The 26,387-nt window shown below is 72.3% G+C and carries 23 protein-coding genes and 2 pseudogenes; 15 read left to right on the forward strand and 10 right to left on the reverse strand.

Annotated features, from left to right (window positions below):
- Positions 1 to 114 precede the first annotated feature (114 nt).
- A complete protein-coding gene (locus ACU610_RS01670; protein ID WP_446765990.1) occupies positions 115 to 873 on the reverse strand; it encodes an SDR family NAD(P)-dependent oxidoreductase in 759 nt (252 codons plus the stop codon).
- 30 nt (positions 874 to 903) lie between these two features.
- Positions 904 to 2,064 (reverse strand): serine hydrolase domain-containing protein, encoded by a 1,161-nt coding sequence (locus ACU610_RS01675; RefSeq protein ID WP_446765991.1) that lies wholly within the window; start codon positions 2,062 to 2,064, stop codon positions 904 to 906.
- 646 nt (positions 2,065 to 2,710) lie between these two features.
- On the opposite strand from ACU610_RS01675, the gene ACU610_RS01680 reads away from it, so the two are divergent.
- Positions 2,711 to 2,947: a hypothetical protein gene (locus ACU610_RS01680; protein WP_446765992.1), complete on the forward strand. Its 237-nt coding sequence runs from the start codon at positions 2,711 to 2,713 to the stop codon at positions 2,945 to 2,947.
- Between the two features lie 96 nt (positions 2,948 to 3,043).
- On the opposite strand, the gene ACU610_RS01685 is transcribed toward ACU610_RS01680, so the two are convergent.
- Positions 3,044 to 3,547 carry a MarR family winged helix-turn-helix transcriptional regulator gene (locus ACU610_RS01685; protein WP_446765993.1) on the reverse strand — a complete coding sequence of 168 codons (504 nt, stop codon included), beginning with the start codon at positions 3,545 to 3,547 and terminating at the stop codon, positions 3,044 to 3,046.
- A 117-nt stretch (positions 3,548 to 3,664) separates the two neighbouring features.
- Here ACU610_RS01685 and ACU610_RS01690 point away from each other — a divergent pair, with 117 nt between their 5' ends.
- From ACU610_RS01690 to ACU610_RS01720, 7 genes are all read left to right on the forward strand, one after another.
- Positions 3,665 to 4,039, forward strand: a complete 375-nt coding sequence (locus tag ACU610_RS01690) for a DoxX family protein (RefSeq protein ID WP_446765994.1) — start codon at positions 3,665 to 3,667, stop codon at positions 4,037 to 4,039.
- A 111-nt stretch (positions 4,040 to 4,150) separates the two neighbouring features.
- Positions 4,151 to 5,101: an NADP-dependent oxidoreductase gene (locus ACU610_RS01695; protein WP_446765995.1), complete on the forward strand. Its 951-nt coding sequence runs from the start codon at positions 4,151 to 4,153 to the stop codon at positions 5,099 to 5,101.
- 505 nt (positions 5,102 to 5,606) lie between these two features.
- A complete protein-coding gene (locus ACU610_RS01700; protein ID WP_446765996.1) occupies positions 5,607 to 5,816 on the forward strand; it encodes a hypothetical protein in 210 nt (69 codons plus the stop codon).
- 74 nt (positions 5,817 to 5,890) lie between these two features.
- Complete coding sequence (locus tag ACU610_RS01705) at positions 5,891 to 6,286, forward strand: nuclear transport factor 2 family protein (protein WP_446765997.1); 396 nt, start codon at positions 5,891 to 5,893, stop codon at positions 6,284 to 6,286.
- Positions 6,287 to 6,454: 168 nt separating this feature from the next.
- On the forward strand, positions 6,455 to 7,333 hold the full coding sequence (locus ACU610_RS01710) for a DODA-type extradiol aromatic ring-opening family dioxygenase (protein WP_446765998.1): 879 nt from the start codon (positions 6,455 to 6,457) through the stop codon (positions 7,331 to 7,333).
- Positions 7,334 to 7,372: 39 nt separating this feature from the next.
- A complete protein-coding gene (locus ACU610_RS01715) occupies positions 7,373 to 7,672 on the forward strand; it encodes a DUF2218 domain-containing protein (RefSeq protein ID WP_446765999.1) in 300 nt (99 codons plus the stop codon).
- A 96-nt stretch (positions 7,673 to 7,768) separates the two neighbouring features.
- A complete protein-coding gene (locus tag ACU610_RS01720; RefSeq protein WP_446766000.1) occupies positions 7,769 to 8,149 on the forward strand; it encodes a VOC family protein in 381 nt (126 codons plus the stop codon).
- A 71-nt stretch (positions 8,150 to 8,220) separates the two neighbouring features.
- Here the strand turns inward: ACU610_RS01720 and ACU610_RS01725 are convergent, their stop codons facing one another.
- On the reverse strand, positions 8,221 to 10,062 hold the full coding sequence (locus ACU610_RS01725) for a glycoside hydrolase family 15 protein (RefSeq protein WP_446766001.1): 1,842 nt from the start codon (positions 10,060 to 10,062) through the stop codon (positions 8,221 to 8,223).
- 205 nt (positions 10,063 to 10,267) lie between these two features.
- Between ACU610_RS01725 and ACU610_RS01730 the strand changes: the two genes are divergently transcribed.
- Positions 10,268 to 11,170, forward strand: a complete 903-nt coding sequence (locus tag ACU610_RS01730) for a DODA-type extradiol aromatic ring-opening family dioxygenase (protein ID WP_446766002.1) — start codon at positions 10,268 to 10,270, stop codon at positions 11,168 to 11,170.
- Positions 11,171 to 11,211: 41 nt separating this feature from the next.
- On the forward strand, positions 11,212 to 12,075 hold the full coding sequence (locus ACU610_RS01735) for an SDR family oxidoreductase (RefSeq protein ID WP_446766003.1): 864 nt from the start codon (positions 11,212 to 11,214) through the stop codon (positions 12,073 to 12,075).
- 431 nt (positions 12,076 to 12,506) lie between these two features.
- Here ACU610_RS01735 and ACU610_RS01740 read toward each other — a convergent pair whose 3' ends face one another.
- Complete coding sequence (locus ACU610_RS01740; RefSeq protein ID WP_446766004.1) at positions 12,507 to 12,902, reverse strand: nuclear transport factor 2 family protein; 396 nt, start codon at positions 12,900 to 12,902, stop codon at positions 12,507 to 12,509.
- 348 nt (positions 12,903 to 13,250) lie between these two features.
- On the opposite strand from ACU610_RS01740, the gene ACU610_RS01745 reads away from it, so the two are divergent.
- The 5 genes from ACU610_RS01745 (at position 13,251) to ACU610_RS01765 (ending at position 17,849) form a co-directional block, all read left to right on the forward strand.
- Positions 13,251 to 14,432 carry a sensor histidine kinase gene (locus ACU610_RS01745; RefSeq protein ID WP_446766005.1) on the forward strand — a complete coding sequence of 394 codons (1,182 nt, stop codon included), beginning with the start codon at positions 13,251 to 13,253 and terminating at the stop codon, positions 14,430 to 14,432.
- Entirely contained in the window at positions 14,429 to 15,127 is a 699-nt protein-coding gene (locus ACU610_RS01750; RefSeq protein WP_446766006.1) for a response regulator, read from the forward strand. The genes ACU610_RS01745 and ACU610_RS01750 overlap by 4 nt, the downstream gene beginning before the upstream one ends.
- A 133-nt stretch (positions 15,128 to 15,260) precedes the next feature.
- Positions 15,261 to 16,202: an ABC transporter ATP-binding protein gene (locus tag ACU610_RS01755; protein ID WP_446766007.1), complete on the forward strand. Its 942-nt coding sequence runs from the start codon at positions 15,261 to 15,263 to the stop codon at positions 16,200 to 16,202.
- Entirely contained in the window at positions 16,199 to 17,131 is a 933-nt protein-coding gene (locus ACU610_RS01760) for a hypothetical protein (RefSeq protein ID WP_446766008.1), read from the forward strand. Before ACU610_RS01755 ends, ACU610_RS01760 begins: the two co-directional genes overlap by 4 nt.
- Before the next feature lie 283 nt (positions 17,132 to 17,414).
- Positions 17,415 to 17,849 carry a DUF6069 family protein gene (locus ACU610_RS01765; RefSeq protein WP_446766009.1) on the forward strand — a complete coding sequence of 145 codons (435 nt, stop codon included), beginning with the start codon at positions 17,415 to 17,417 and terminating at the stop codon, positions 17,847 to 17,849.
- A 485-nt stretch (positions 17,850 to 18,334) separates the two neighbouring features.
- On the opposite strand, the gene ACU610_RS01770 is transcribed toward ACU610_RS01765, so the two are convergent.
- From ACU610_RS01770 to ACU610_RS01790, 5 genes and pseudogenes are all read right to left on the reverse strand, one after another.
- Positions 18,335 to 18,496 carry a hypothetical protein gene (locus ACU610_RS01770; RefSeq protein WP_446770764.1) on the reverse strand — a complete coding sequence of 54 codons (162 nt, stop codon included), beginning with the start codon at positions 18,494 to 18,496 and terminating at the stop codon, positions 18,335 to 18,337.
- A 71-nt stretch (positions 18,497 to 18,567) separates the two neighbouring features.
- Positions 18,568 to 19,079, reverse strand: a pseudogene (locus tag ACU610_RS01775) (3-hydroxyacyl-CoA dehydrogenase NAD-binding domain-containing protein); the annotation flags it as partial.
- Positions 19,080 to 19,113: 34 nt separating this feature from the next.
- Positions 19,114 to 19,380 (reverse strand): annotated as a pseudogene (locus tag ACU610_RS01780) (3-hydroxyacyl-CoA dehydrogenase family protein); the annotation flags it as partial.
- A 310-nt stretch (positions 19,381 to 19,690) separates the two neighbouring features.
- Positions 19,691 to 21,010, reverse strand: a complete 1,320-nt coding sequence (locus ACU610_RS01785; RefSeq protein WP_446766010.1) for an NAD(P)/FAD-dependent oxidoreductase — start codon at positions 21,008 to 21,010, stop codon at positions 19,691 to 19,693.
- A gap of 457 nt (positions 21,011 to 21,467) precedes the next feature.
- On the reverse strand, positions 21,468 to 26,351 hold the full coding sequence (locus tag ACU610_RS01790; RefSeq protein ID WP_446766011.1) for an NAD-glutamate dehydrogenase: 4,884 nt from the start codon (positions 26,349 to 26,351) through the stop codon (positions 21,468 to 21,470).
- Between the last annotated feature and the right edge of the window lie 36 nt (positions 26,352 to 26,387).

Here is a 26,387-nt window from a genome sequence, read left to right on the forward strand (position 1 = left end):
GACGGAAGATGCGACGGGTCCTGCACGCGGCGGCCGGACGACGTGGGGCACCGGGGCGCCGTCGCCGCCCGGGCAGGACCCGGGTGACGACGGCGGCGGACGGGAGACCGCCGGTCAGGCGGTCCCGCCGTTGGGCGAGAGCACCTGGCCGGTGAAGAACGCCGCCTCGTCGCTGGCGAGGAACAGGATGGTGTTGGCCATCTCGTCGGCCGACGCCATTCGCTTCATCGGGGCCAGGTCGATGATCGCCTGGCGGGCCTCGGGCCCGTTCTGCGCGAGCATCGGGGTGTCGGTCGACCCGGGGGCCACGGCGTTCACCCGGATGTTCTCCGCGGCCAGTCGCGCCGCGGCGGCGCGTGTCATCCCGATGACCCCTGCCTTCGATGCCGGGTACGGCAGGACCAACGGGAGGAGAGCGAGGGCACCGACGCTCGAGATCGTCACGATCGAACCACCCTCGGGCCCGTTGCGCCGCATGGCCGGCACCGCTGCGCGCAGCGCGTAGAAGGTCCCGTACAGGTTGACCTCGACCACCTCCGCGAAGTCCGCGTCGCTGATCTCCGTGATGTCACCGCCGAACTCGGTTGTCCGTTGGCTGCTGGGCTGCGCGATGCCGGCCGCGGTCACCAGGACGTCCAGCCGGCCGAACTCCTCGACGGCGGTCGCGACCGCCGCGTCGAGGTCCGCGCTCCGGGTCACGTCGCCTGCCAACGCGATGGCGCCGTCCACACCGTCGAGGGAGTCCTTCAGACGATTGCCGTCGCGGTCGACGGCCACGACGCGTGCGCCCTCGGCAACGAACCGGCGTACCGAGGCCAGCCCGATACCGGATCCACCTCCGGTCACCACGGCGACCTTGTCCTCGAGTCTCATCTCTTCTCCTCCTGCTCGGATCAGGACCGGTCAGTCGGTGAGGGCCGCGAGGACGATGTCGCCGAGGCGCTGGGTCCGGGGTAGGTGGTCGGTGTCCTCCAGGGAGCCGACGGTGATGAGCGTGAAGCAGACGTCCCGCGCCGGGTCCACCCAGAAGCAGGACGTGCCGGCGCCCCAGCCGCCGAAGGTGCCCTTGCTGCCCAGGTTGGGCAGCGGACCGGGCGTGAGAGCGTCACCGCGGACGAAGAACCCCAGCCCGTGGTATGCCGGCCACGGCAGCCAGTTGCGCATCTGGAGCGCGTAGTCCAGCAGGGAGTTGGGCATCTCGCCGGTGTGGTTGCGGGCGGCGAGCTCGATCATGGCGGGGGAGAGCAGCCGGTAGCCGTTCCGGACCCCTCCGCCGCGCAGGAGATCGGCGAACTTGTAGAAGTCCTCGGCCGTCGTGGTGTAGCCCGCACCGGGCATCTGGGAGCCGGGCGCCGTGATGAGGTGGCCCGAGCCCTCGATGCCCTCGATGGTGAACATGCCCGCGGGACGCCGGTAGCGGGCCACCACGGGCGCCAGGTAACGATCGCCCGGTGGCGGCCCGAGGGTCGTGCTGTCCATGCCGAGCGGCCGGAGGACCTCGTCCGCGACGATGGCGTCGAAGGAGCGCTTGCCGGGATCGACCGCCACCAGCATGGACGCCATTACCGCGTGGGCGCCGAGCTTCGAGTAGAGGACGCGCTGCCCGGGCGGGGTCTCGGGTGCGGAGGCGCACACGTAGGCGGTGAAGCGCTCGAGAGAGATCAGGTCTTCGACCGGGAGCATGGGGACGTCGGCGAGCACGCCACCGGTGTGGGTGAGTAGGTGGAACAGCGTGACGGAGCCCTTGCCCCGGGCTCCGAAGTCGGGCAGGACCTCCGCGACCGGCTGGGTGAGCGAGAGCAGTCCCCGCTCGACGAAGCTCAGCACGGTCGCGACCACGAGCTGCTTGCTGATCGAGAAGGGGACCAGCACGTCGTCGGTCCGCAGCGCCCGCTCCTGCGACCGGTCGGCGAAGCCGATCGCCTCGTCCACCACCAGGTGACCCGCTCGGCCGACTGTGATCTGGGCACCGTCGTAGAAGCCGGTGTCGACGTCGTGCTGGATCGACTCGACGAGCCGCTGCAGCCGCTGCGGGTGGAAGCCGGCCTCTCCCGGATCCGTCATCTCCATCGGTGACATCCCTCCCAGGGGCTCGGGGACTCGGCAACGACCTGGGCGCCAGGCTCGTATGTCGCACAGAATTTCGCTGAGCGCACGAAGCCTATGTGACGGCGCACCCCTCCACAACAGACCGGCGGGCAGGTCGACTGGCCGCACAACCCACCGGACACGACGTGACCTCGACCGGACACGGGAACCGGGTGAGCGACCGGTACCGACCGGGCGTCCGTGGACGGGCGTGCACGTGGAGCCACGAGCAGCGATCCTGGCGGGGGTCGGGGAGTAGCTGCCGCGGCCAGGAGGGTCTGACGTGTGGGGTCGCCGATCGGTCACCGGGCCGGCCAGGTGAGCAGACTCAGGTTGCCGCGGCGCGCCGGCCGGGCAGGTGGACCGGACGACCTGCCCCGCGAGGACGTCGCGAGCCGCGTGTCCGCCTACGTGTACGGCAACGTCCTGGTGATGGCGGCGTTGATCGCACTGCACCCGGACGAGCTGCGGGGACCCACTGGCGTGCTCTACCTGCTGGGGGTGGGGGTCTCGACCTTCGTCGCGCACACGGTGGGTGAGGCGGTCGGGGCTGCGGGTCCGCGAGGGCCGATCGCTGGACACGACTGCTGTCCGGCGGGAGATCCGGGATGCACTCCCCATCGTGACGACCGCCGGCGCACCCATCACGGTGCTGCTGCTGGCGTGGATGGACCTCCTGGACGCCGACGTGGTGCTCGTGCTGGCGCTCGTGCTGGTCGACGTCCGGTTGGCCCTGCTGGGCTCGGTGGTGGCGTGGGTGTCCGGGGAGCGCAGTTCGACCCGGGTGTTCCTGGCGGGCTTCGTCCTGGCGGTCGTCGCCGCTGCCACGGTCGTGCTCAAGTGGCAGCTGACGCACTGAGCAGCGGTGACCGGGACTGCGGACCGGTGGCCACCGATGGCGGGATGACGGCGGCGCGGACGGTGGCGCCCTACCGGGACGTCGGCACTCGGGGAATCAGGGGGTGTCCGGCGTCGCCAGGGTCGGGAGGCATCCGCCTGGGTTGACGACCTGCCGGATCCGGGTGGCGATCTCGTGCAGCTGGCGGACCTGGGTCCTGGTCAGCGGGTCGAGGACCAGGCGGCGGACCTCGGCGACGTGGCCGGGGGCGGTGGCGACGACCTTGTCCCAGCCGGCGTCGGTGAGCACGGCCAGTGTGGCGCGGCCGTCCTCCGGGTCGGGTCGGCGGGTGACCCAGCCGCGCTTGTCCAGCCGGTCGACGGTCCGGGACAGCCGGGTCAGCGACCCGTTGGCCAGGGCGGCGACCTCGCTCATCCGCCGGGTGCGCTGCGGGGCCATGGAGAGCATCGCCATCACCTGGTACTCGAAGTGGCTGACGCCGGCGTCGCGCTGCAGCTGGGCGTCGATGGCGTCGGGCAGCCAGGTGAGCACGCCGATCAGCTCGAGCCAGGTCTGCTGCTCCTCCGCGGTCAACCACCGCGGCTCCTCGACCGCTTCCACGACACCTCTCCTCGCTTGTCGAGCACTGCGACACACCGGCAAGAACACTTGACGGTGCAAGCATCGAGCGACTACTGTCGCTTGCGTCGTCAAGTAAAGCACGCGAGGAGTCAGAACGTGAACGTCGTCTTGTGGATCGTGGCCGGGTTGCTGGCCGTCGCCTTCCTCGCCGCGGGGCTGATGAAGCTCGCCCAGCCGAAGAAGAAGCTCGCCGACTCCGGCATGGGTTGGACGGAGGACTTCAGCGACGGCGCGGTCAAGGGCATCGGTGCGCTGGAGGTCCTCGGCGCCGTGGGCCTGATCCTGCCCGCCGCGCTGGGCATCGTCCCGGTGCTGGTGCCGATCGCCGCGACCGGCCTGGCCCTGCTCATGCTGGGCGCCGCGGTGACCCACGCCCGCCGCAAGGAGTCGCCGAACATCGTCGTCAACATCGTGCTGCTCGCCCTGGCCGCGTTCGTGGCCTGGGGCCGGTTCGGCCCGTACGCCTTCTGAGCCGGTCGGCGGCCGACCGCAACAGTGACCGCCGAGCGCCACCACCACTCGTTCCGGCCTCCCGTGGCCGGAGTGCACCCCATCCTCACCACCTGATACGGAGTCCCCGTCATGCGCGCTCTGCACGTCCCTGCCGCCGGTGAGCAGCCCCAGCTCGGCGAGCTGCCCACCCCCGAGCCCACCGAGGGCACCGTCCTGATCCGGGTGAAGGCCGCCGGCCTGAACCCCATCGACAACGCCATCGCCGCCGGCTTCCTCACCCAGATGGGCCTGCCGCACGAGTACCCGGTCGTCATCGGCCGCGACGCCGCCGGCGTGGTGGAGGCTGTCGGCGCCGGGGTCGACCACGTCGCCGTCGGTGACGAGGTGCTCGGTCACGTGCTGCTGGCCCCGCCGATCTCGGCCGGCACGCTGGCTGAGTACGCGGTTCTGCCGGCCGCCACGGTCACGCCCAAGCCCGCCGGGCTGGACTTCACCACCGCCGCCGCCCTCCCGCTGGCCGGCGCGGCCGCGGTGCAGTCCATCGAGGCGATCGACCCCCAGCCTGGCCAGACCGTGCTGGTCAACGGCGCCTCCGGCGGCGTCGGCTCCTTCGCGGTACAGCTGCTGGCCGCCCGCGGCGTGACCGTGGTGGCCACCGGCAAGCCGGAGGACGCCGAGCGGCTCACCGCTCTGGGTGCGTCCCGGGTCATCGACCACACCGCCGGCCCGGTGGCCGACCAGGTCCGCGCCGCCTACCCCGACGGCGTCGACGCGCTGGTCAGCCTGCACGGCATGGACCCCTCGGGCACCCCGATCGCCGCCGTGCGCAGCGGCGGCAAGGTCGCCGGTGTCGCGGCGGTGCCCGACGAGGCCACGCTGTCCGCCGCCGGGCTCACCGGCACCTCCGTGATGGCGATGCCGACCCGCGAGGTGCTGGCCCCGCTGGCCCAGCAGGCCGCCGCCGGGGACCTGAAGGTCACCGTCGCCGACGTCCTGCCCCTCGAGCAGGCCACCGAGGGCCTGGGCCGGCTTGCCACCGGCGGCGCCGGCGGCAAGCTCGTCGTCACCGTCGAGGGCTGACACCACCGTCGCCGGCCGGGGTCGACGCAAGGCGCGCCGACCCCGCCCGGCGGCGGGCACATCCCCTCCGGCCCGTCATCGGCCGCCCACCCGAGAGCAGGCCGCCGATGGCCGCCCTGAGCGACGGCCCTTGGCACCCCACCGTCCCCGCCGGTGCCTACGACGACCTGCTCGCCCGGGTGCTGCCCGGGGCGCGTGCCCACCGTGCCTGGGTCCCCGACGACGGACCCACGCCGGGCCCAGTTCATCACCCACGGCGCTCCGCCCACCCTGGACGACGCCCGGTGGCTGGACTCCCCGTTCACCTGGTCGCGGAGCGTGCCCGAGCCCCGCGCCGTCGTCGTCTGCGCGCACTGGGAGAAGGCCCTGCTCCCCATCTCCGCGTCCCCGGCCGGGACGCCGCTGCTCTATGACGTCGGGGGATTCCACCCGCGCTACTACACCTCCGGGTCATCGGCTCGGGGCCTTGACCCACCGCTTCACCGTCTTCCGCCGGCCCTGACCGGTGGGCCACACCGCCGCCTTCGACGAGTGGGCCGCCGACGCCATCGCGCACGCCACCCCAGACCACTTCGTGCCCCTGCTCCTGACGATGGGGGCGAGCACCACCACCGGACGGGCCACCACCTCCGGCGTGGACGGCACCTGGTTCGGCAACTCGATCCGTTCGCTGCAGATGGTCCGACCACGACGACCTGCCCAGGGGACCCGCTGACCCCGTACCGCCGGCGACAGGGCGAACGGGTCGGCACAGGCGCCACCGAGTCGGAACACCCGAAAGGACCTCAGATGAGCACCGACCAGCCGAACCGGTCCGACGCCAAGCGCGTCGTCCTCGACTTCTTCGATCTCGCCTTCGTCAAGCGCGAGCCCGCGCAGGCCGCCGAGCGCTACCTGGGTGCGGGATACACCCAGCACAACCCGACCGCCCCGGACGGCGCGGCCGTCTTCCCCGACCTCATCGGCGGCCTGTTCGCACAGGCGCCGGATGCGTCGTTCCACCTCAAGCGGGCCATCGCCGAGGACGACCTGGTCGTCCTGCACTACATCTTGACGTTCTTCCCGGAGGACCTGGGGCAGGCCGTCGTCGACATCTTCCGCGTCCAGGACGGGCAGATCGTCGAGCACTGGGACGTGATGCAGCCGGTCCCCGCCGAGTCGGCCAACAGCAACGGGATGTTCTGACCCGACCTCGCCACAGTGTCCCACGCCACACTGAGCGCGGAAATGCTTGCCGTGGCAAGTAAGTTGCACCGGCTGCACGGCGAGTGACGAGCACCCGACCGCCGACAGGTCCAGCAGCCACACCTGGGACCAGCCGCTCACCCACTGCCCGAGAGACAGAGCACCGCGATGAACCAGCAGCTGCACGACATCCTGAACCCGGCCATTCCCGCCGGCGCCTACGACGACCTGCTCGCCCGGGTCCTGCCCCAGGCGCGCGCCCAGCGGGCCTGGACGCCCGACGACGGGCCGTTGCCGGCGCTGTTCGTCAGCCACGGCGCGCCGCCCACCCTGGACGACCCGCGGTGGCTGGACTCGCTGTTCACCTGGTCGCAGTCCATGCCCAAGCCCCGGGCCATCGTCGTGGTCTCCGCCCACTGGGAGAACGCCCCGCTCGCCATCTCCGGCACCGCCGCGGGCACGCCGCTGTACTACGACTTCGGCGGCTTCCACCCCCGCTACTACACGCTCCAGTACGCCACCCCCGACGCCACCGGCCTCGCCCGGCGCATCGTGGCGACCCTGCGCGACAGCACGCCGGTGCACCACCACGTCGACCGGGGCCTGGACCACGGCGCCTTCATCCCGCTGATGGCCATGTACCCCGCTGCGGACGTGCCCGTCGTCCAGCTGAGCATGCCCGGCCTCGACCCCGAGGCGCTGCTGGCGCTCGGCAGGCGCCTGCGCTCGCTCCGCGAGGAAGGCATCCTCGTCATGGGGTCGGGATTCATGACCCACAGCTTCGCCGTCTTCCGCCGGCCGGAGCTGCGGGGCCACACCGAGGCCTTCGACGAGTGGGCCACCGACGCCATCGCCCGCAGGGATGTCGACGCCCTGCTCGACTACCGCGCCAAGGGACCGAGCGCGGAGATCGCCCACCCGACCGCCGACCACTTCGTGCCCCTGCTGCTCACCCTCGGTGCGGGCACCACGCCCGGACAGTCGGTGACGACGGCCTTCGACGGCATGTGGATGGGCAACTCGATCCGCTCCATCCAGACGGCCTGACCGGACCCCCGGCCGCCGGAACCCGACCAGGAGAAACCGATGACCACCCTCACCTCGCGCGCCGACGTGCGCACCGACGCCCCCGCCCGCTACGCCAAGCAGCTGATCTCGCACCTGGGTCGCAAGGCCCCCTTCACCGAGGACGCCGACGGCGGGTGGACGACGATCGTCGGGAACGCCCGCGCCCGGATCCTCGTCGGCGACGACGTGCTCTCGTTGCGCGCCGAGGCGCCTGACGTCGAGACGCTGAACCGCATCGAACACGCTCTCGGCAGCCACCTGGAGCGCTTCGGTGCGCGGGCGGGCCTGGCGGTCACCTGGCGCCGCGACACCGACTGACAGCGAACGTCCCAGGACACGGGGCCTCGCCCAGCCGGGTTCGGATCGAGCCGCGCCCGGTAGCACCGCACCACCCACCGAGAAGAGGACACCGCGATGATCGTCAACGCCATCACCTGGCACTCCATCACCGTCGAGCCCGAGGCCCTCGAGGCCCAGAAGAAGTTCCTCAGCGAGACCCTCGGTCTCAGCCTGGCCATGGAGATGTACGGCGTCTTCGTGTACGCGCTCCCGGACGGGGGGATGCTGGAGCTCTACACGCCCCAGACCGCGCCGGACTTCGGCTACAACGGCTCCATCGCCTTCGGCTTCCGGGTCGACGACGTCGAGGCGGCCAGTGCCGAGATCGCCGCAGCCGGCGGGGAGCTCCTGGGTGAGATCAACCGGGTCCCCGACCTGGACTACGCCTACCGGCACTTCCGCGGTGTGGACGGCCGCGTCTACGGCCTCAACGAGAGCAAGCCGCAGCCCCGCTGACGCTCAGCCCTGCTGGTCCGGCGCGACCGCGGTGGACCGGCAGGGCCGACGGGCCGGCTCGAGGGCCCGCGTCACCCCAGGGCGCGGTCGAGGTTCACGGCGGCGCTGATGAGCGCCAGGTGGGTGAAGGCCTGAGGGAAGTTGCCTTGCTGATCTCCGGCGACGCCGATCTGCTCGGCGTAGAGGCCGAGGTGGTTGGCGTACGTCAGCATCTTCTCGAACGCCATCCGGGCGTCGTCGAGCCGCCCCGCGCGGGTCAGCGCCTCGACGTACCAGAACGAGCAGATCGAGAAGGTGCCTTCCTCGCCGTTCAGGCCGTCCGGGCTGGCCGCGGGGTCGTACCGGTAGACCAGGGAGTCCGATACCAGCTCCTCGCCGAGTGCATCCAGGGTGGCGAGCCACTTGGGATCTGTCGGCGCGATGATCTTGGCCAGCGGCATCATCAGGACGGCGGCGTCCAGGACGTCGTCGTCCTCGTGCTGCACGAACGCCCGACGTCGCGTCGACCAGCCCCGCTGCATGATCCGCCGGTAGATGTCGTCGCGGGTCCGCTCCCACCTGGCCCGGTCGGCGGGCAGGCCGCGACGGTTCGCCATGCGGATCGCCCGCTCGACGGCCACCCAGCACATCAGCCGCGAGTAGAGGAACTTCTTGCGCCCGCCGCGGGTCTCCCAGATGCCCTCGTCGGGCTGGTCCCAGTGGTCGCAGACCCAGTCGACCAGACCGCAGAGGCCCTCCCATGCATCGCTGGAGATGGGCTCCGCCCACTTGTCGTACAGGTACACGGAGTCGATCAGCTCGCCGTAGATGTCCAGTTGGAGCTGCTCAGCCGCGCCGTTGCCGATCCGGACGGGGGACGCGCCCTCGTACCCCTCGAGGTGCGGGAGCTCCTCCTCGGCCAGGTCGGTGCGGCCGTCGATGCCGTACATGATCTGCAGGGGCCCGGAGGGGTGGTCGCCTGCCGGTGGGATGTGCTGCGCGAGGAAGTTCATGAACGCGGCCGCCTCGCTGGTGAAGCCCAGCCGCAGGAGCGCGTAGACGCAGAAGGCGGCGTCGCGGATCCACACGAAGCGGTAGTCCCAGTTCCGCTCGCCGCCGGGTTGTTCGGGCAGGCTGGTCGTGGGCGCGGCGACGATCGCGCCCGTTGGTGCGTAGGTCAGCAGCTTCAGCGTCAGCGCCGACCGGTGGACCATCTCGCGCCAGCGGCCGCGGTAGCGCGACGCAGACAGCCAGCGCCGCCAGTACGTGACCGTGGCGTCGAAGAGCTCCTCCGCCTGGGTGCCGGAGCACCCGCGGAGCTCGGCTCCGCCGCGGACGCGGTCGAGGGCGAAGACCGCCGAGTCGCCCTCGACCAGGGTGAACTCCGCTTGGACATCGCGCCCGTCGCAGCGGAGGGGAACCGTGGCGGTCAGTGACAGCGACAGGTCCGTCGAGCCGAAGAGGACCCCACCGTCGCGCTCGTCGACGGTGTGCGTCCGGCGGCCGTAGTCGAAGCGGGGGGACACCCGCGCGCGGAACGTCATGGTGCCGCGGACGCAGAGCACCCGCCGGACCAACCGGTGGTCAGCCGTCTCCGTGGCCGGGCCGACGGGCATGAAGTCCTGGACCTCTCCGACGGCGTCGCCGGTGTAGAAGCGGGTCAGGAGGACGTTGGTGTCCGGGACGTAGAACTGCCGGGTGCGCGCCGGCGAGGCGGTGGCCAGCTGGAAGGAGCCTCCGCGGTCGGCGTCGAGGAGAGCCCCGAACACGCTCGGCGAGTCGAACGACGGGCAGCAGTACCAGTCGATGGTGCCGTTCGTGCCGACCAGCGCCACGGAGTGCAGATCGCCGATCAGTCCGTGCTCGGCAACGGGGAGGTACCGCGGCTGCGGACCGGCCTCCGCGCGCTCCGCTTCAGCCGGGTCGCTGGTCACGAGTGCCCCTCCGTGTCGGTCGGGCCGGGGTGGTCCGCGAGCTGACGTGAGGCGAGAACTATCGCAGGGTCGTGGCCGACCGGCCCGGTGACGGCCGTCGGCGACGCGGGAGGTGCGTGTGCTCACATCTTCAGCGAAATACTTGCGGTGGCAAGTGAGTTGCGGCAGAGTGTCAGTTGCCTCGACAACCAACTGGGAGTCCACCATGACCACGCTCGGTCCCGCTACGACCGCTGCTGCGGATGCCCGCATCCCGGCCGACCACCTCTTCGCCGAGCACCTGCGTCGGGTCGCCGCCATGGAGCCGCACCGGCCCTGGACGCCGCAGGACGGGGCGCTGCCGAGCCTCTACCTGTCCCACGGTGGTGGTCCGATGCCGTTCTGGCGACCCGAGTGGCTGAACCCGCTGCACGACTGGGCCCGCGCGCTGCCCAAGCCGAAGGCGATCCTCGTGGTCTCCGCGCACTGGGAGTCCGCGCCGCTGTCGGTCAGCGCTCCCCGGCCCACCGAGCTGGTCTACGACTTCGGTGGCTTCGACCCGCTGTACTACACGTTCCGCTACGACACCCCCGACGCCAGCGACCTCGCCCGCGACGTGGTCGGTCTCATGCCGGACACCGAGCACGTGCACCAGCACGCCAGCCGCGGCCTGGACCACGGCTCCTGGGTGCCGCTGAAGATCATGTACCCGGAGGCCGACGTCCCGGTGCTGCAGCTGTCACTGCCCACCGAGGACCCCGACCGGCTGCTGGCCATCGGTGAGCGGCTGCGCCCGCTGCGCGAGGAGGGCGTGCTGGTCATCGGCTCGGGCCACATGACCCACGGCCTGCCGTTCATCACCCGGGGCATGCTCCAGGGGACCGAGGTGCCCGGCTGGTCCTCGGACTTCGACGGCTGGGCCGCCGACGCGCTGGCCCGCGGCGACGTCGCCGAGCTCTCCCGCTACCGCAGCGCCGCCCCGGGCCTGCCCTACGCCCACCCCACCGTGGAGCACTTCACCCCGCTGTTCGTCGCCCTCGGCGCGGCCACCGACCCCACCGCCCCCGTGGTCACCACCCTGGACGGCTACAGCTTCGGCCTCTCCCGGCGCTCCTTCCAGGCCGCCTGAGCCTGCGCCCCGGACCCATCTGAGCAAGGAGAACCACCCGCATGTCCATCGTCGTCACCGGCGCCACCGGCCACCTCGGCCGCCTGGTCGTCGAAGCCCTCCTCGCCCGCGGCGTGCCCGCCGAGCAGATCGTCGCCACCGGCCGCCGCGTCGAGACCCTCGCCGACCTGCAGGACCGCGGCGTCACCGTCCGCCGCGCCGACTACACCGACCCCGAGTCCCTGCGCGCGGCGTTCGCCGGCGCGGAGAAGGTCCTGCTGGTCTCCAGCAGCGAGGTCGGCCAGCGGCTGCCACAGCACCGCAACGTGATCTCCGCGGCGAAGGACGCCGGCGTCCGCCTGATCGCCTACACCAGCTTCCCCCACGCCGACACCTCGACCCTGCCGCTGGCAGCCGAGCACCTCGCCACCGAGCAGCTCCTGGACGAGTCCGGGGTGCCGCACGTCGTCCTGCGCAACGGCTGGTACATCGAGAACTACACGGGCCAGCTGGCCACCTACCTGGAGCACGGCATCGTCGGTTCCGCCGGCGAAGGCCGCGTCAGCGCCGCCACCCGGGCCGATTTCGCCGAGGCGGCCGCCGCCGTCCTGACCCAGGACGGTCACGACGGCGCTGTGTACGAGCTCGGCGGTGAGGCGTTCACCATGCCCGAGTTGGCCGCGACCGTCTCCGCGGTCACGGGCCGGCAGGTCGCCTACACCGATGTGCCGGTCGAGCAGTACGCCCAGATCCTCGTCGGTGCCGGGCTACCCGAGCCGGCCGCGGCACTGTTCGCGGACTTCGACCGGGCCGTGGCCGACGGGGAACACCACGTCGAGGGCAACGACCTCGAGAAGCTCCTCGGTCGCGCACCGACCCCGCTGGCGCAGGCCGTCGCCGCAGCGGCCGCTGGTCCGCGGGCCTGATGCGAACCGCGTCGGGCCTCCCGGCGTGGACGACGCCGGCCGCCGCTGACACCAGGCGCTGACCACGGGCCCTCGCCTCCCCAGAGAGGTGAGGGCCCGTGCCCGGGACGGGTCTCGCCCCGGGTGACGGGGAAGACGGTTGGCCGGCCTGCGTCCCACCCGGTCAGCAGGGAGCACGCCGCGATGTCGGTGGGTACCTCGTCCGATGTCCCAGCGGGCTCGTGCGACCCTGTCCCCCCTGTAGACGTGGGCCGCCGACCTGACGGCGTTCGGCGAGCCTTGGGACCTCGTCTGGCCGAGCTGCGCATCGATCCGCCGGTGCGCGACTCCCCGCTCGTGCCGACCGCACTGCGTCCCTCGCACCGACCCGAGCAGTGACCGGCTGCAACGCCGATTCGGCCCCCTTGTGAGTCGGGTCGGCCGCGACGGGCTCAGAACATCGTGTTGGCGTTGGCCGACTCGGCGGGAACCGCCTGCAGCACGTCCCAGTGCTCGACGATGCGCCCGTCCTCGACGCGGAAGATGTCGACGACCGCCTGCCCGAGGTCGTCCGCGGTCATCTTGAGGTGGTAGTGCAGGACGACGAGGTCGCCCTCGGCGATGACCCGCTTGAGGTCGAACGTCATGTGCGGCGACTGTGCGAGGAACTGACCGACGAAGTCGATGAAGACCTCAGGTCCATCGGGGGCCAGCGGGTTGTGCTGCTTGTACACCGTGCCCAGGTAGCGCTCGGCGGCCTGGGCGATGTCGCGTTGCACGAAGGCGAGTTCGAAGAACTCGAGCACGAGGCGCTTGGCGTCCGGTTCGGTCTGCACATCAAGTCCCATCGGAGGCTCTTTCGTGTTGCTCTCTGGGTGGGGGCAGCCATGAGGTGCCCGCGGCGGGTCGTGCCATCGGTCGGCATCTCGGTGCGGGCACCAAGCGCGCTCGGCGACGGTACCGACCCTGCGCACGGGCCGCGGGGTGAGCTGGGCGTGGACGGTGATGACCCCACTGATGGTCCTGCCGGCGGTCACTGGCTCCGAGTCCTCCGGTGGCCGGCTCCAACGGCACGACGGACGGGGCGGATGCTGGAGCGACACGGGTCGTCGATCCGCGCTCCCCTCGTCCACGGGGTTCAAAGGTGCCCTAGAGTCGCCGCCGGTGAGGGGCCGCGACCGGACGGGACGCCTGCGATGACCGCGGGAGGGGCCCTTGCAGCAAGACGGCGGTGGAGCGCGGCCCACCCGCGGCTGGCTGATGCGTGTCTGGCGGCGCTGCTGGTCCTCCTCGTCCTCCCGACCCTCGTCATCCGGAATCCCGAGTTCCCGGGAAGCCCGGACGGCTGGTCCCTGGCCGTGTTCGCCCTCGCCGCGGCAGCTCTCGTCTTCCGGCGGGAGCAGCCGCTGCGGGTCTGGGCGTTCGCGACGGTGGCGGGGGTCGCCGGCGTGCTGCAGAGCGACGGGAGCATCGTCCTGGCTGCCACCACCTGCGTCGCGCTCTACACGGTCGGCAGCCGACTACCCCTGCGCAGCGTGGTCCTCGCGAGCGTCGTCTCGGGTGTTGCCTACACCCTCGCCGCGGTCGTGGCCGAGGGCGACTGGCTCGACGAACGTGGGGTCCCTGGCCTGCAGACCTTCGCGTGGTCGGCCGCCGCCTCGGCGGTCGGGGTCGCGGTGCGCAGTCACCGGGCCACGTTGGCGGCGGCGGAGGCCCGCGCCCTGCAGGCCGAGCTGACGCGGGAGGAGGAGGCCGAGCGCCGGGTCAGCGACGAGCGGCTGCGCATCGCCCGCGAGCTCCACGACGTCGTGGCCCACCACATCTCGGTCGTCAACGTGCAGGCCGGGGTGGCGCGCCATCTCCTGGACGCCGACCCCGACCAGGCGCGAGCGGCGCTCGACCTGGTGCGTGACGCCAGCAAGACCGTGCTGTCGGAGATGTCCACGGTCGTGGGTCTGCTGCGCACCGCGGGGGAGGAGGCGCCGACCGATCCGACGCCGGGCATGGCCCGGGTCGGCGAGCTCGCGGACTCCATCCGCCAGGCCGGGCTGGACCTGACCTGGACCGTCAGCGGCGAGCTCGAGGGGCTCCCGGCGATCCACGACCTGACCGCGTACCGGGTCGTCCAGGAGGCGCTGACCAACGCCCTGAGGTACGGCACCGGCGCGGCCACGATGGTCGTGGACAGCCGACCGGAGGGTGTGAGCATCGAGGTGCGCAACGAGGTGAGCAGGAACGGACCGCACCGGTCCGGGGGCGGGCACGGTCTGATCGGCATGCGGGAACGCGTCGACGCCGTCCGCGGGCGGCTGGCGGCCGGACCGGAGCCGGACGGCGCCTATCGGGTGTCGGTCCTCATCCCGCGGGACCCGGCATGACCGTCCGCGTGCTGCTCGCCGACGACCAGGTCCTCATCCGATCGGGGTTCGCGGCGCTCGTCAACAGTGCCGACGACCTCGAGGTGGTCGGCGAGGCGGGTGACGGCGCCGAGGCCGTCCGCCAGGCCGGCGCGCTGCGACCGGACGTCGTCCTGATGGACATCCGCATGCCCGGTGTGGACGGACTGACGGCGGCTCGGCAGATCGCCGCGTCATCCGACCTCTCCGAGGTCCGCGTCATCGTGCTGACCACCTTCGAGGCGGACGAGTACGTCGTCGAGGCCCTGCGGTCGGGGGCGAGCGGGTTCCTGGGCAAGAGCGTCGAGCCGGACGAGTTGCTCGACGCCATCCGGGTGGTCGCGCGCGGTGACGCGCTGCTGTCCCCGCGGGCCACCCGGAGCCTGATCGCCCGCTTCCTGGCCCAGCCCGGCCGGTCCGGGCCGGACCCCGACGGGCCTGCTCCCGTCGACGCGGCGCTCGACGTCCTCACGGAGCGGGAACGCGAGATGGTCGCGCTGGTGGCGCACGGGCTGAGCAACGAGGACATCGCGGCGCGCCTGCACCTCTCGCCGCTCACGGTCAAGACGCACGTCAACCGGGCCATGAGCAAGCTCCGCGCGCGGGACCGGGCCCAGCTGGTGGTTCTCGCCTACCAGACCGGGCTCGTCCGGGGGGGCGACACGTATCCGCGCTGACGCGTGTGCCGGCCTCGCCTCTACTGCGTTGGCAGTAGGCGGAGGCCGCCGCGAGAGCCTGCGTACGGATGACGACGGGGACCGCTTGCCCGGTAGATAGTTGCCTAGTCAACCAACAGCCGGGGAGCGACTGATGCTGGAACTGCAGAACCTGACCAAGCGCTACGGGGACGTCGTCGCCGTCGACGACCTGACCTTCGACGTCCGTCCCGGTGTCGTCACCGGGTTCCTCGGGCCGAACGGGGCGGGCAAGTCCACCACGATGCGGATGATCCTGGGCCTGGACCGGCCGACCTCCGGATCGGTCACCGTCAACGGGCGGGACTACCGGACGTCGACGGCGCCGCTGCACGAGATCGGCGCCCTGCTCGACGGCAAGGCGGTGGACAAGGGGCGCTCGGCCCGCAACCACCTGCTGGCCCTGGGGGCCACGGTGGGTGTCGGAGCCCGCCGCGTGGACGAGCTGCTGGACGCGGTCGGTCTGGCCGAGGTCGCGCGCAAGCCGGCGGGTTCCTTCTCCCTGGGCATGGGGCAGCGGCTGGGCATCGCCTCGGCGCTGCTGGCCGACCCGTCCATCGTGATGCTCGACGAGCCGGTGAACGGGCTGGACCCCGACGGCATCCTGTGGGTGCGCAGCTTCCTGCGGTCCTTGGCCGAGGAGGGGCGAACGGTGTTCCTGTCCTCGCACCTGATGAGCGAGATGGAGCTGACCGCCGACCACCTGATCGTCGTCGGCCGGGGCCGGCTGATCCGGGACGTGTCGATGGCGGAGTTCATCGCCTCGGCGTGGAGCGACAAGGTCAGGGTCGTCTCGCCGGACGCCACGGCACTGGCCGGCCTGCTGGCCGCGCCCGGGGTCACCGTGACGTCGTCCTCGCCGACGGAGCTGGAGATCGAGGGCGTGCCCGCCTCGGAGATCGGTGACCTCGCCGCGCGCCACGGTCTGCCGCTCCACGAGCTCGTCCCGCTGCACCCCTCCCTGGAGGAGGCCTTCATGGAACTCACGAAGGAGTCCGTGCAGTACCACGGCCGCACCGACGGCGCGCTCCTCACCACCGCGGCGGCAGCCCGGTGACCGCCACGCTGCCCGACGACACCCCTCCCACCACGACCCGCGAGAAGGCGGACCCCACGATGACCACCTCCACCTCACCGGACACGACCACCGCTCACACCGCGTCCTCGGCCCACCGGCACCGCGCGGCCACGGCGCCCGCGTACCGGATCACCCTGGCGCGCGTCATCCGCGCCGAGTGGATCAAACTGCGCACCCTGCGCTCGACCTGGGCCATGCTGACCGCGGTGCTGCTGACCATCGTCGGGATCGGCGCCATCGCCGCCGCGAGCGCGACCGGCGCCGTCGAGGGCCCGCGCGACGGCGGCGGACCGGGCGGCGGCGATCCGCTCTCCACCGTGCTCAGCGGCTCGATGCTCGCCGTCGTCCTCGTCGGCGTCCTCGGTGTCCTGTTCGGCGCCCGGGAGTACTCCTCCGGCCTCATCCGCAGCTATCTCGCCGCGGTACCCGCGCGCCTGCCCGTGCTCGGGGCCAAGGTGGTCGCTTTTCTGCTGGCCGTCGTCCCGGTCGTCCTCGCGGGCGTCGTCGTCGCCTTCGTGGCGGGCATGGCCGTGCTCGACGCGGGCGGCGTCGCTACCGTCTCGTGGAGCGATCCGGGGACCCCGCGGGTCGTGCTGGGCACGGCCGGCTACGTCGTGGGCATGGGCCTGATCGGCCTGGCTCTCGGCGTGCTCCTGCGGAGCACCGCAGGAGCCATCAGTGCCCTGCTCGCCGGAGTCCTGGTCCTGCCGACGCTCGCCGGCGCGCTCCTGCCCGAGGCCTGGGACGGGTTGCTGAAGTACCTGCCGTCCAACGCCGCGTCGGCGTTCACGTCCACCGTTCCTACGGAGTCTCTGCTCGACAGCGGCGCGGGGGCACTGGTGTTCGCCGGCTGGATCGTCGTGGCTCTCACCGGGGCCGCCGTCAGCCTCACCCGCCGCGACGCCTGACCCGTTCCCGGTCAGTGTCGCCCTGTCCCACCGGGGCGACACCCACCGAGCGTCATCGAGCCCATCGTCGAGAGTTTCCAGGGCTCCCTGCGGCGCTTGACGCAGCAAGCTTCGATCGACTATCGTCACTTGCACGAGCAAGTAAAAATTTTGCCGGGGAACGGTCGCGTCTCACCCGTCGGGACGCCGGACCGGGTCCCGACGCAGATCCGCCCGTCCCGTGATCGCCGGGGCGACACCGGCCGCCCGCCACCTGATCCACCACCTGACCTGGAGAACCGCCATGACCACCACCTCGGCCCGGGACACCCGCGCGGTGTCCTGGAAGTCCACCGCCGTCGCCGCCGCCATCGGCGCCGTCGGGGGGCTCGTCATCAACAGCCTGATAGCCCTGCTCGCGAAGGCTCTCTTCGACATCCCGGACGAGTTCCAGCAGCTCACCCTGCCGGTGTACGGGTTCCTGACCGTCGTCGGCGCGATCGTCGGCGCCATCGCCTGGCACCTCGTCGTCTCGCGCGGCCGCAACGCCTCACGGGTGCTGCGTGTGCTCGTTCCCACGGTGCTCGTGCTCTCGCTGATCCCGGACATCATGCTGCTCGTCACCGGGTCGCAGCCCGGGACCACGACTGCCGGCGTGGTCGCGCTGATGCTCATGCACGTCGGTGTCGCCGCGGCGGCCGTGCCGGCCTTCCGCCGGTTCATCCCGCCCCAGTCCTGACGCACTCCCGGCCCAGCACTCGTCCGCTCAGCCTGGGCTGACCGGCGCCCCGGTCCCGCACCGCGTGGGGCCGGGGCGCCGGTCGTCCCCTGGTGCGGCCGTGCCTCTCGACCGGTGGTTCGCAGGCGATCTGCGGCACTCATCGGTCGAGGTGCCGGCCCGAGATGCCGACTCGGGCGACCCGGCCCAGACCGCATCCGGGTGCTGAGAGACGACCGAGAGGGGCCGCCGGCTGGAGTACTCCCGTCGCCGTCTCGAAGGCCCTCGTCGGCGCGGCGCTGTTCGCGAGGTGCCGCGTCGGGCGCCTCGTCGAGAGCGGGGACGTCACCCACTCCGTCCCGCCACACGGCCTCGTGGGCCCGCTAGGTCCAGCGCCGCCCCAGTCCGGCGGATGCGGCCGCCGGCAGGCGTCGCCCTCGGATCGGAGCCTCGGGACGACGGACATGGGTCCCCGCCGAGCAGGTCGATGAGCGCCAGCGGGTCCATCAGGGGGCCGGCGCCGGTGCGCAGCAGCTCGTCGACCTCTTGGCGGGCGTGCCCCCCTCGTGCAGCCGCACCGCGTCGTCGAGGAACGGGATGAGCAGCCAGTTGACGACGAAGCCGCGGGAGTCGGTGCAGGTGATGGGCGTCCTGCCCAGGCCGTGCACCTAGGCGCTCGCCGTCGCACGCAGGACGTCGGCGTCAGCCACGTCGTCCGGGACGACCCCTCGACCTGCTTCATGACCTGCGCCGGGTTGACGAAGTGCAGGGCCACGACCGGCCGCGCGGAGCGGACCGACGGGCGCGGGTCCCCGACGCGGAAGGAGGAGGTGTTGGTGGCCAGGGGCAGCGTCGGTGGCAGGGCGGCGTCGGCCCCCTCCAGGACGGCGGCCTTGACGCCGAGTCCTCGGCGACCGCCTCGACCACGACGCAGGACCCGGCCAGGTCGGTCGGGTCCTGCGTGACCGATACTCGGCCCCGGACCTCCGCCTTCCCGGTCTCATCGAGCCGGCCGCGGGTCAACGCCCGATCGAGGCTCTTCCCTGGCGTCGCCAGCAGCCGCCCACCGGATCCCTGGGTGCGGGCGAGCCCCCGGACCGGCCGACCGCTGCGGGCGACCGCCTCGGCGATTGCGCCGGCCATGTGGCCGGTGGCCAGCACGCCGACCGGGCCGGTCCAGTCGCGGGCCGGTGCGTCGGCCGGCGTCGGACGTGAACGCCTCCGGCAACCGGGCGGGCAGTCCGAGGTCACGTCGCCGGTCAGCGTCCAGACCGGCCAGGACCTCGAACGGCCCGGCGGGGTGACCGGCGCCGAGGCGCATGGCGATGTCGATGTCGGCCGGTGTCGCGGTCCCGCGGTCGGCGAGCAGGACGGCGTCGCGGGGGAGACCGGAGGGGACCGCGAGCACGGCTGGGACGGTGGAGCGACGTCGAGCACAGGCCCTCCCGAGGATCGGCGCGCCGCACACCGGTGGTCGACGCCACTGCCGCACGGAGTCTCGGTCCGGACGGCGGAGGGCGGAAATGACTCCTGCCCATCCGCTGCCATCCATTCGCTCGATACCTCCACCGGCGCACACGCCGACATCTCATGGAGCGATCGCTTGGCGTCGGGATGTCGAGCTCGAGGCTGTCGGGGAGCTCCGCACACTGATGCGCCAGTGACGGCCGTACCCGGTCCCTGACCGCGCCGGCGAGATAGCCCTCGACCCGGGCACCGGTGATGGCTTGGCCTGCGGATGAACCGCGCCATCGCGCCCGGAGGACGGCCTCGAGCCCTGGCTCAGCCCACCGACTACGAAACGATCCACCTGACACAGAACGAGGTGTCCGCCTGACGGGGGTCACTTCAGGACATCGGGGTCACTTGGCGAGGACGGGCAGGACGCGGCGCCCGCGTCGACCGCCCGCCACAGCTCGACGACGCCGTGATGCGAAGCGTTGCGGGGCGAAAGGGTGGGCGATGGGGGCGATCCCGGCAGCCTGCTCACCGCCTGCGACCTCCGCGGAGATGACCTCCGCGGTCACGGGCGCCAGGGTCACCCCGAGCATGCCGTGACCGCTGGCGACGAGGACGTTGTCCCGACCCGGCAGTCGCCCGATGACCGGCAGCCCGTCGGGGGTCATCGGACGTAATCCGGTCCAGCCCTGCGGCTGTGCCGTCGCCGGGAAGCCGGGCAGGTACTCGTGGGCCGAGCGGACGATCCCCCGCAGTCGATACGGGTCGATGGTCGCATCCCAGCTGCCGAACTCCATCGTCCCGGCGAACCGCAGCCGGTCCGACAGCGGTGTGACGGCCACCTTCGCCTCGCCGAGGTACACCGAGTGCCGCAGCGTGACCGAGCCACTGGCGTCGTCGAACCCGTATCCCTTACCGGGCTGGATGGGCAGGGGGAACCCGGCCAGCCGTGACAACGGGCCGGTGTGGACGCCCGCCGCGAAGACGAACAGGTCACCGGGGACCTCCTCTCCTCCCGCGAGGATCGAGGTCGCCACCGGGCCCCGGAAGTGGATGCCGGTCACTGGGCTGTCGTGCAGGAACCGGACACCGAGTTCCCGGCAGCGCTGCTCCAAGCCTCTGACGAGACTGGCCGGGTCCAGGTGCCGTTCCTGCGAACAGCGCAGGCCGGCCCGCACGTGTGCACCGAGCGCGGGTTCGAGGTCCCTGAGCTCGTCGCCGGAGAGGGGGACGGCGGTGTGGCCGATGCGCTGCATGAGGGCTGTGTCCGCCTGGTAGGCGTCCAGAGTCCTCCGAGTGTGGAAGACCAGGAGGTGGCCTGTGCGGTGATCCTCAAATCGCACGCCATCTCGTCCGTAGTCGTCGAACAGCGCGAGGGTTCGTTCGTTGAGGGATACGAGGGCTTCGACGCCGCGGTGGAAGTCCTCGGCATTGGAGTGGCGCAGCATGCCGACCATGAAGCGCACGTGCTCGGGGCGGGGGGAAGGGCGGACGTACAGGGGACTGTCCTTTCGCACCATCCACCGCATCGCCTGCCCCAGCATCCCCGGTGCCGGCACGGGGGTCGACATGATCGGCACGACCCACCCGGCGTTGTTGACCGAGGCTCCGGCCCCGCTGTGGGCCGCGTCCACGACGGTGACTGCCAGGCCGTCCCGAGCGAGCCGGTACGCGGTGGCCAGTCCGACCACCCCCGCGCCGACGACCACCGTGTTCTCTGTCATCGCTGTACTCCTCGTGGGGCAGGAGCCCGTTGCCGACGCCGTTCAGGAGCCGGGACGCGAACGCCGACGCGGGTTCGACGAGGAGCAGGTCTGACGCCTCATGGTGCTCCGCGACCGGCCCCTCGGCGATCCTGGGTCGGGCGGATCGTGACCTCGCTCGAGTCCGCTTCACCCCGGTGCAATATGTAATACCTCACACAGGATGGTCGCGGGGGTAGCCCCCTGTCAAGGGCAGGCCCCGACTGCGTTGCGGGGTCCGCAGGGTGAGCCGGGAACTCCCGCCTGCGGTCATCCGGGCGTGGCAGCCGGTACTTGGGCGGCCGTCCAGGAGGAGGTCTCCGCGGATCGCTCCCGAGCCGGGCTGTGGCGTGCTGACACCGGTCGTGGTCCTCGGCTGGGTCACCGGCGCACCGGTTCAGCCGGCGAGTTCCCCGGAGCACGGTCAGGGGGCGCGAGGTCAGCGTCGGCGGAGAACCGTCCGCAGGGTGCGCAGCGCCACCGAGAGTGCGACGAGATCGGTTCGCCCGGACGCCTCCAGGTCCGCCAGGGTCTGGCGAGCGCGTCGTACTGCCGGCGCGTGTGCATCCTCCCACCGCGCGACCGTGGCATCGACGGCCGAGCCGGCCCGGGAAGGCGGCGTGCCCCGAGCGTGGCCGAGTACGGCCGTGGTGAGTTCGCGGTGCACGGCGTAGAGGTCGTCGCGGAGCGCAGCCCGTGCGAGGGCCTCCCAGCGATCCGTGCGCCCGAGGGCGGAGACCTTTGTGAGCAGGCTGTCGAGGCCGTACCGCTCCGAGAGGACGAACCAGGTCGCGGCCACGTCGCCGGCAGGCTGTGCCGTGTCCTCCGCCACCTCGGCGATGTCGAGGAGTGCGAAGACCGAGAGCAGGCTCGCCGTCCGCAGCGCCTCCACCGCGTCGACGCCACCCGCGGTGAACCGGCCGGCCACGTCCTGGACGTAGTCGAGGTCCTGGCCGAGCAGCAGGTCGGGGACCTGCTCGCTCAGCTCGCGGACGACCGGGCCGAACCGTTCTGCCTCGCGGAGGACGTCGATCCCCTCCGGGCGGGCGTGGAGGAACCACCGCACGGCTCGATCGAGGAGTCGTTGGTGCTGGTGCCGCAGCCGGGCCTGTACGTCCGCCGGCACGCGTCCGTCCATCGCCTCGGCCGCCGCCCGCCGCACCTCCAGGTCGAACACCCGCGTGGCGACAGCCTGCGCCCGCACGACCTCGGCGGCGTCGGCGCCCGTCTCCTCAGCGGCCCGGAAGGCGAACGTGATCCCCGCCGAGGCCACCACGCGATTGACCAGGACCGTGGTGACGATCTCCCGGCGGAGCGGGTGTTCGTCGAGCCGGTCGCCGTAGCGCTCGACCAGCTCTCCGGGGAAGTACTCCCGCAGGGCCCCCTGCGCCCACGTCTCGTCGGGCAGCGGACTGGCGAGCACGGTGGCGCTGAGCGAGATCTTGGCGTAGGCCAGCAGGACGGACAGCTCCGGCGTCGTGAGCCCGACGCCTGCCCGTGCGCGTCGGTCGAGCTCGCCCGACGTCGGCAGCGCCTCCAGCTCGCGGTCGAGCCGTCCGAGTGACTCCAGGGCCTCGAGGCAGCGTCGGTGCACAGGCAGGTCGTCCCCGGCGAAGGTGGTCTCGACGGACAGCACCCGGTTCTGCTCGTCGTTGTCGCGGAGCACGAGCCGGGCGACGTCGTCGGTCATCCGCCGCAGCGTGCGGTTGCGCTCGTCGGCGTCGAGCAGGCCGTCTGCGACCAGCCGGTCGAGCAGGATCTTGATGTTGACCTCGTGGTCGCTGCAATCGACCCCGGCGGAGTTGTCCACGGCGTCGGTGTTGAGCTTCACCCCACACGATGCGGCCTCGACCCGGCCCCGCTGGGTCAGGCCGAGGTTCCCGCCCTCGCCGACCACCCGGACGCGCAGGTCGGCGCCGTTGACCCGGACCGCGTCGTTGGCCTTGTCGCCGACCTCGGTGTGCTGCTCCGTGGAGGCCTTGACGTAGGTGCCGATGCCGCCGTTCCAGAACAGATCGACCGGCGCGGTGATGATCGCCCGGACCAGGTCGTCGGGGCTCAGCGCCGTCGTGCCCGCCGGCAGCCCGAGCCGGGCCGCGACCTGCGGTGTCACCGGCACGGACTTGGCCGTGCGCGGGTGGACGCCCCCGCCGGGGCTGAGCAGCCCCGGGTCGTAGTCGGTCCAGGACGAGCGCGGCACGGCGAACAGTCGCGCCCGCTCCCGGAAGGACACCGCCGGGTCGGGGTCGGGGTCGAGGAAGACGTGGCGGTGGTCGAAGGCCGCCACCAGGCGGATGTGCTCGGACAGCAGCATGCCGTTGCCGAAGACGTCGCCGCTCATGTCGCCCACGCCGACGACCGTGATGTCGGTGGTCTGCGGGTCGACGCCGAGCTCGCGGAAGTGCCGTGTGACGCTCTCCCACGCCCCGCGGGCGGTGATGCCCATGGCCTTGTGGTCGTACCCGTTGGAACCACCGGAGGCGAAGGCGTCGCCCAGCCAGAAGCCCCGCTCCTGCGCGACCTCGTTGGCGGTGTCGGAGAAGGTGGCGGTGCCCTTGTCCGCGGCCACGACCAGGTAGGGGTCGTCCCCGTCGTAGCGGACGACGTCGGCCGGCGGCACCACCACCTGCCGGCCGCCCTCGTCGACCAGGTTGTCGGTGACGTGGAGCAGCCCGCTGACGAAGGTCCGGTAGCAGGCCACCCCCTCGGCCCACCACGCGGCGCGGTCCACGGCCGGGTCGGGCAGCCGCCGGGCGACGAACCCGCCCTTGGCGCCGGTCGGGACGATGACGGCATTCTTGACGACCTGTGCCTTCACCAGGCCCAGCACCTCGGTGCGGAAGTCCTCGGGTCGGTCCGACCAGCGCAGCCCACCGCGGGCGACCTCGCCGAAGCGCAGGTGCACGCCCTCCACCCGGGGACTGTGCACCCAGATCTCGTACGCCGGCCGGGGCTCGGGCATCCCGGCGACCTTGGCCGGCTCGAGCTTGAAAGACAGGTGTCCGGGCGGCTCGCCGTCAGCTCCGCGCTGAAAGGCGTTGGTCCGCAGGACGGCGAGGACGGCGGACAGGAGTGCGCGCAGGATCCGATCGGCGTCCAGGCCCTCCACGGCGTCCAGCGCCGCCCGGGTCTGCTCCTCCACCGCCCGCACGTCGCGCTCGCGCTCATCCGGATGCCGACGGGGGTCGAAGCGGCCCTCGAACAGGCTGACGAGCAACCGGGTCGTCGCAGCCTCGGAGACGAGGATGGCCGCGACGTAGTCGAGGCTGTAGGACAAGCCGGTCTGGCGCAGATAGCGCACCAGGGCCCGGACCACAGCCACCTGGCGCCACGTCAGCTCGGCGGCGAGCACGAGCCGGCTCAGGGCGTCGCTGTCCGCGCGCCCTGACCAGGCAGCGGCAAAGGCGGCGCAGAACCGGTCCCGCCCCGGCCTGCTGTCGGCCCGGGACGGCCCGGACTGCGCGTCGGGCGGCACCCGGAGACCCACGTCGTACACCCAGACCCGTCGGCCGTCGACGCGCTCCACCAGATGCGGGCGCTCATCGGTGACCTCGACCCCGAGATCGGTGAGCAACGGCAGCACCTCGGACAGCGTGGCCGGGGCGTCCCGGTAGAGGATGAGTCGCCAGGTGCCAGGCTCACCCGCGGCCGCCTCGCGCAGCGCCAGGGCCGGTTCCGACGGCCTACCCGACGCGGGCTCCGCCGCCGAGACGCTGGCGAGCAGGCCCTCGACCCGGCGGAGGTCGTCGACGGCGCGGTGCGCCGGCACCTGCGCCCGATAGCCGTCGGGAACCCCCGCCAGCCAACGCCGGACCAGCGCTGTGCCCTCCGCCTCACCCAGCTCCCGCCGGGCCGCGTCGAGCAGATCGTCGTCCCAGGACCGGACCGTGGCCGCGACAGCGGCCTCCAGCTCGGCCTGGTCAGGCTCGCGGAGCGACCCGCCGGGCTGGGGGCGCACGACGACGTGCAGGCGCGCCAGCGCCGACTCCGACACCTGCACGGTGTGCTCGACCGTTCCGCCGTCGAGGGCCTCCCGGAGCAGGTCCTCGACCTCGGCGCCGACCCGGGTCGTGTAGCGGTCGCGGGGCAGGAACACCAGGCAGGAGACGAACCCTCCGGCAGCGTCGGAGCGCAGGAAGACTCGAGTGCGCCGGCGTTCCTGCAGCTGCAGGACGCCCAGCGCCGTCGGCAGGATCTCCTCGACCTCGGCCTGCAACAGCTCGTCGCGGGGGAAGAACTCCAGAACACTGACCAGGTCTCGCGCGAAGTGGCTGCCGGGAGCGAACCCTGCTCGGCGCAGCACCTCAGCCACCTTCTCGTCGACGACGGGGACGCGCCGCACGCTCTCGGTGTAGGCGTCCGAGGTGAACAACCCGAGCAGGCGGATCTCGCCGATGACCTCGCCCCGGTCGTCGTACCGGCGGACGCGCACCTCGTCGGCGTAGGTGGACCGGTGCACCGTGGCCCGTACGTCGGCCTTGGTCACGTGCAGCAGCCGGCCCCCGGCGGGCAGGGGGGCGGGTTCGCGGCGGTGCCGTTCCTCCGCCAGCACGCCGAGCGCGCTGTCCGGGCGGGGGACCAGGCGGGGCCGGTCGTGTCCGTCCTCCCGGTCGTACTCGAGCCAGCCGAGGAACGTGAACCGGTCGTCGGCGAGCCAACGGAGGAATCCGGCCGCGCTTCGCGCCTCATCGCCGCGGCTCTCGAGCTCCTCGGCCAGCTGCAGCACCGCGGCACGGATGGGCTCCCGATCACGGACCGCTGCGCGCACGTCCTCGAGCACGCCGGCGAGCTCGGCCACCAGAGTAGTCCGGGCCGCCGAGTCCGCCTGCCGGTCGACCTCGACGCGGATCCAGGACTCGACGACGTCCTGGTCCTCCGTCGAGGCGGCCGGGGTCAGGTCGAGCAGCGCGCCGGCCTCGTCGCGGCGCGCGGCCAGTCGGGGATGGGCAACCGAGTAGATTCCTCTACCGAGCCTGGTGAGGGCGGCAGTGACGCTGTCGACCAGGAACGGCATGTCGTCCGCGACCACCTCCACGGTCGTACGCAGCGGGCCGGCGCCCGAGGCAGACCCGTCGACCGCCCGGACCACGGCCCGCCCCGGCGGTCGCCGGAGCCCGGCAGTCAGGTGCGAGGCGACAGCGGCGGCGAGGTCGTCGGCCGAGCGTTCCGCGAGCTCGCCCGACGCGTCCGAGGCCGACCACTCGTGGAGCAGCAGCTCGGTCGTGGCCGCGGAGCGCAGGCGGGGGGGCAGAGGGTGCGGCCAGGGGGTAGCGGTGCCCTGTCGCGTGGTGGCGGGGTCGGTGGGCACGGTCGTCGGAGGCATCGTCGGCTCCTGCTGGACGGCGGCGCGGTCAGCGGA

This window comes from Geodermatophilus sp. URMC 61 (assembly GCF_052931555.1).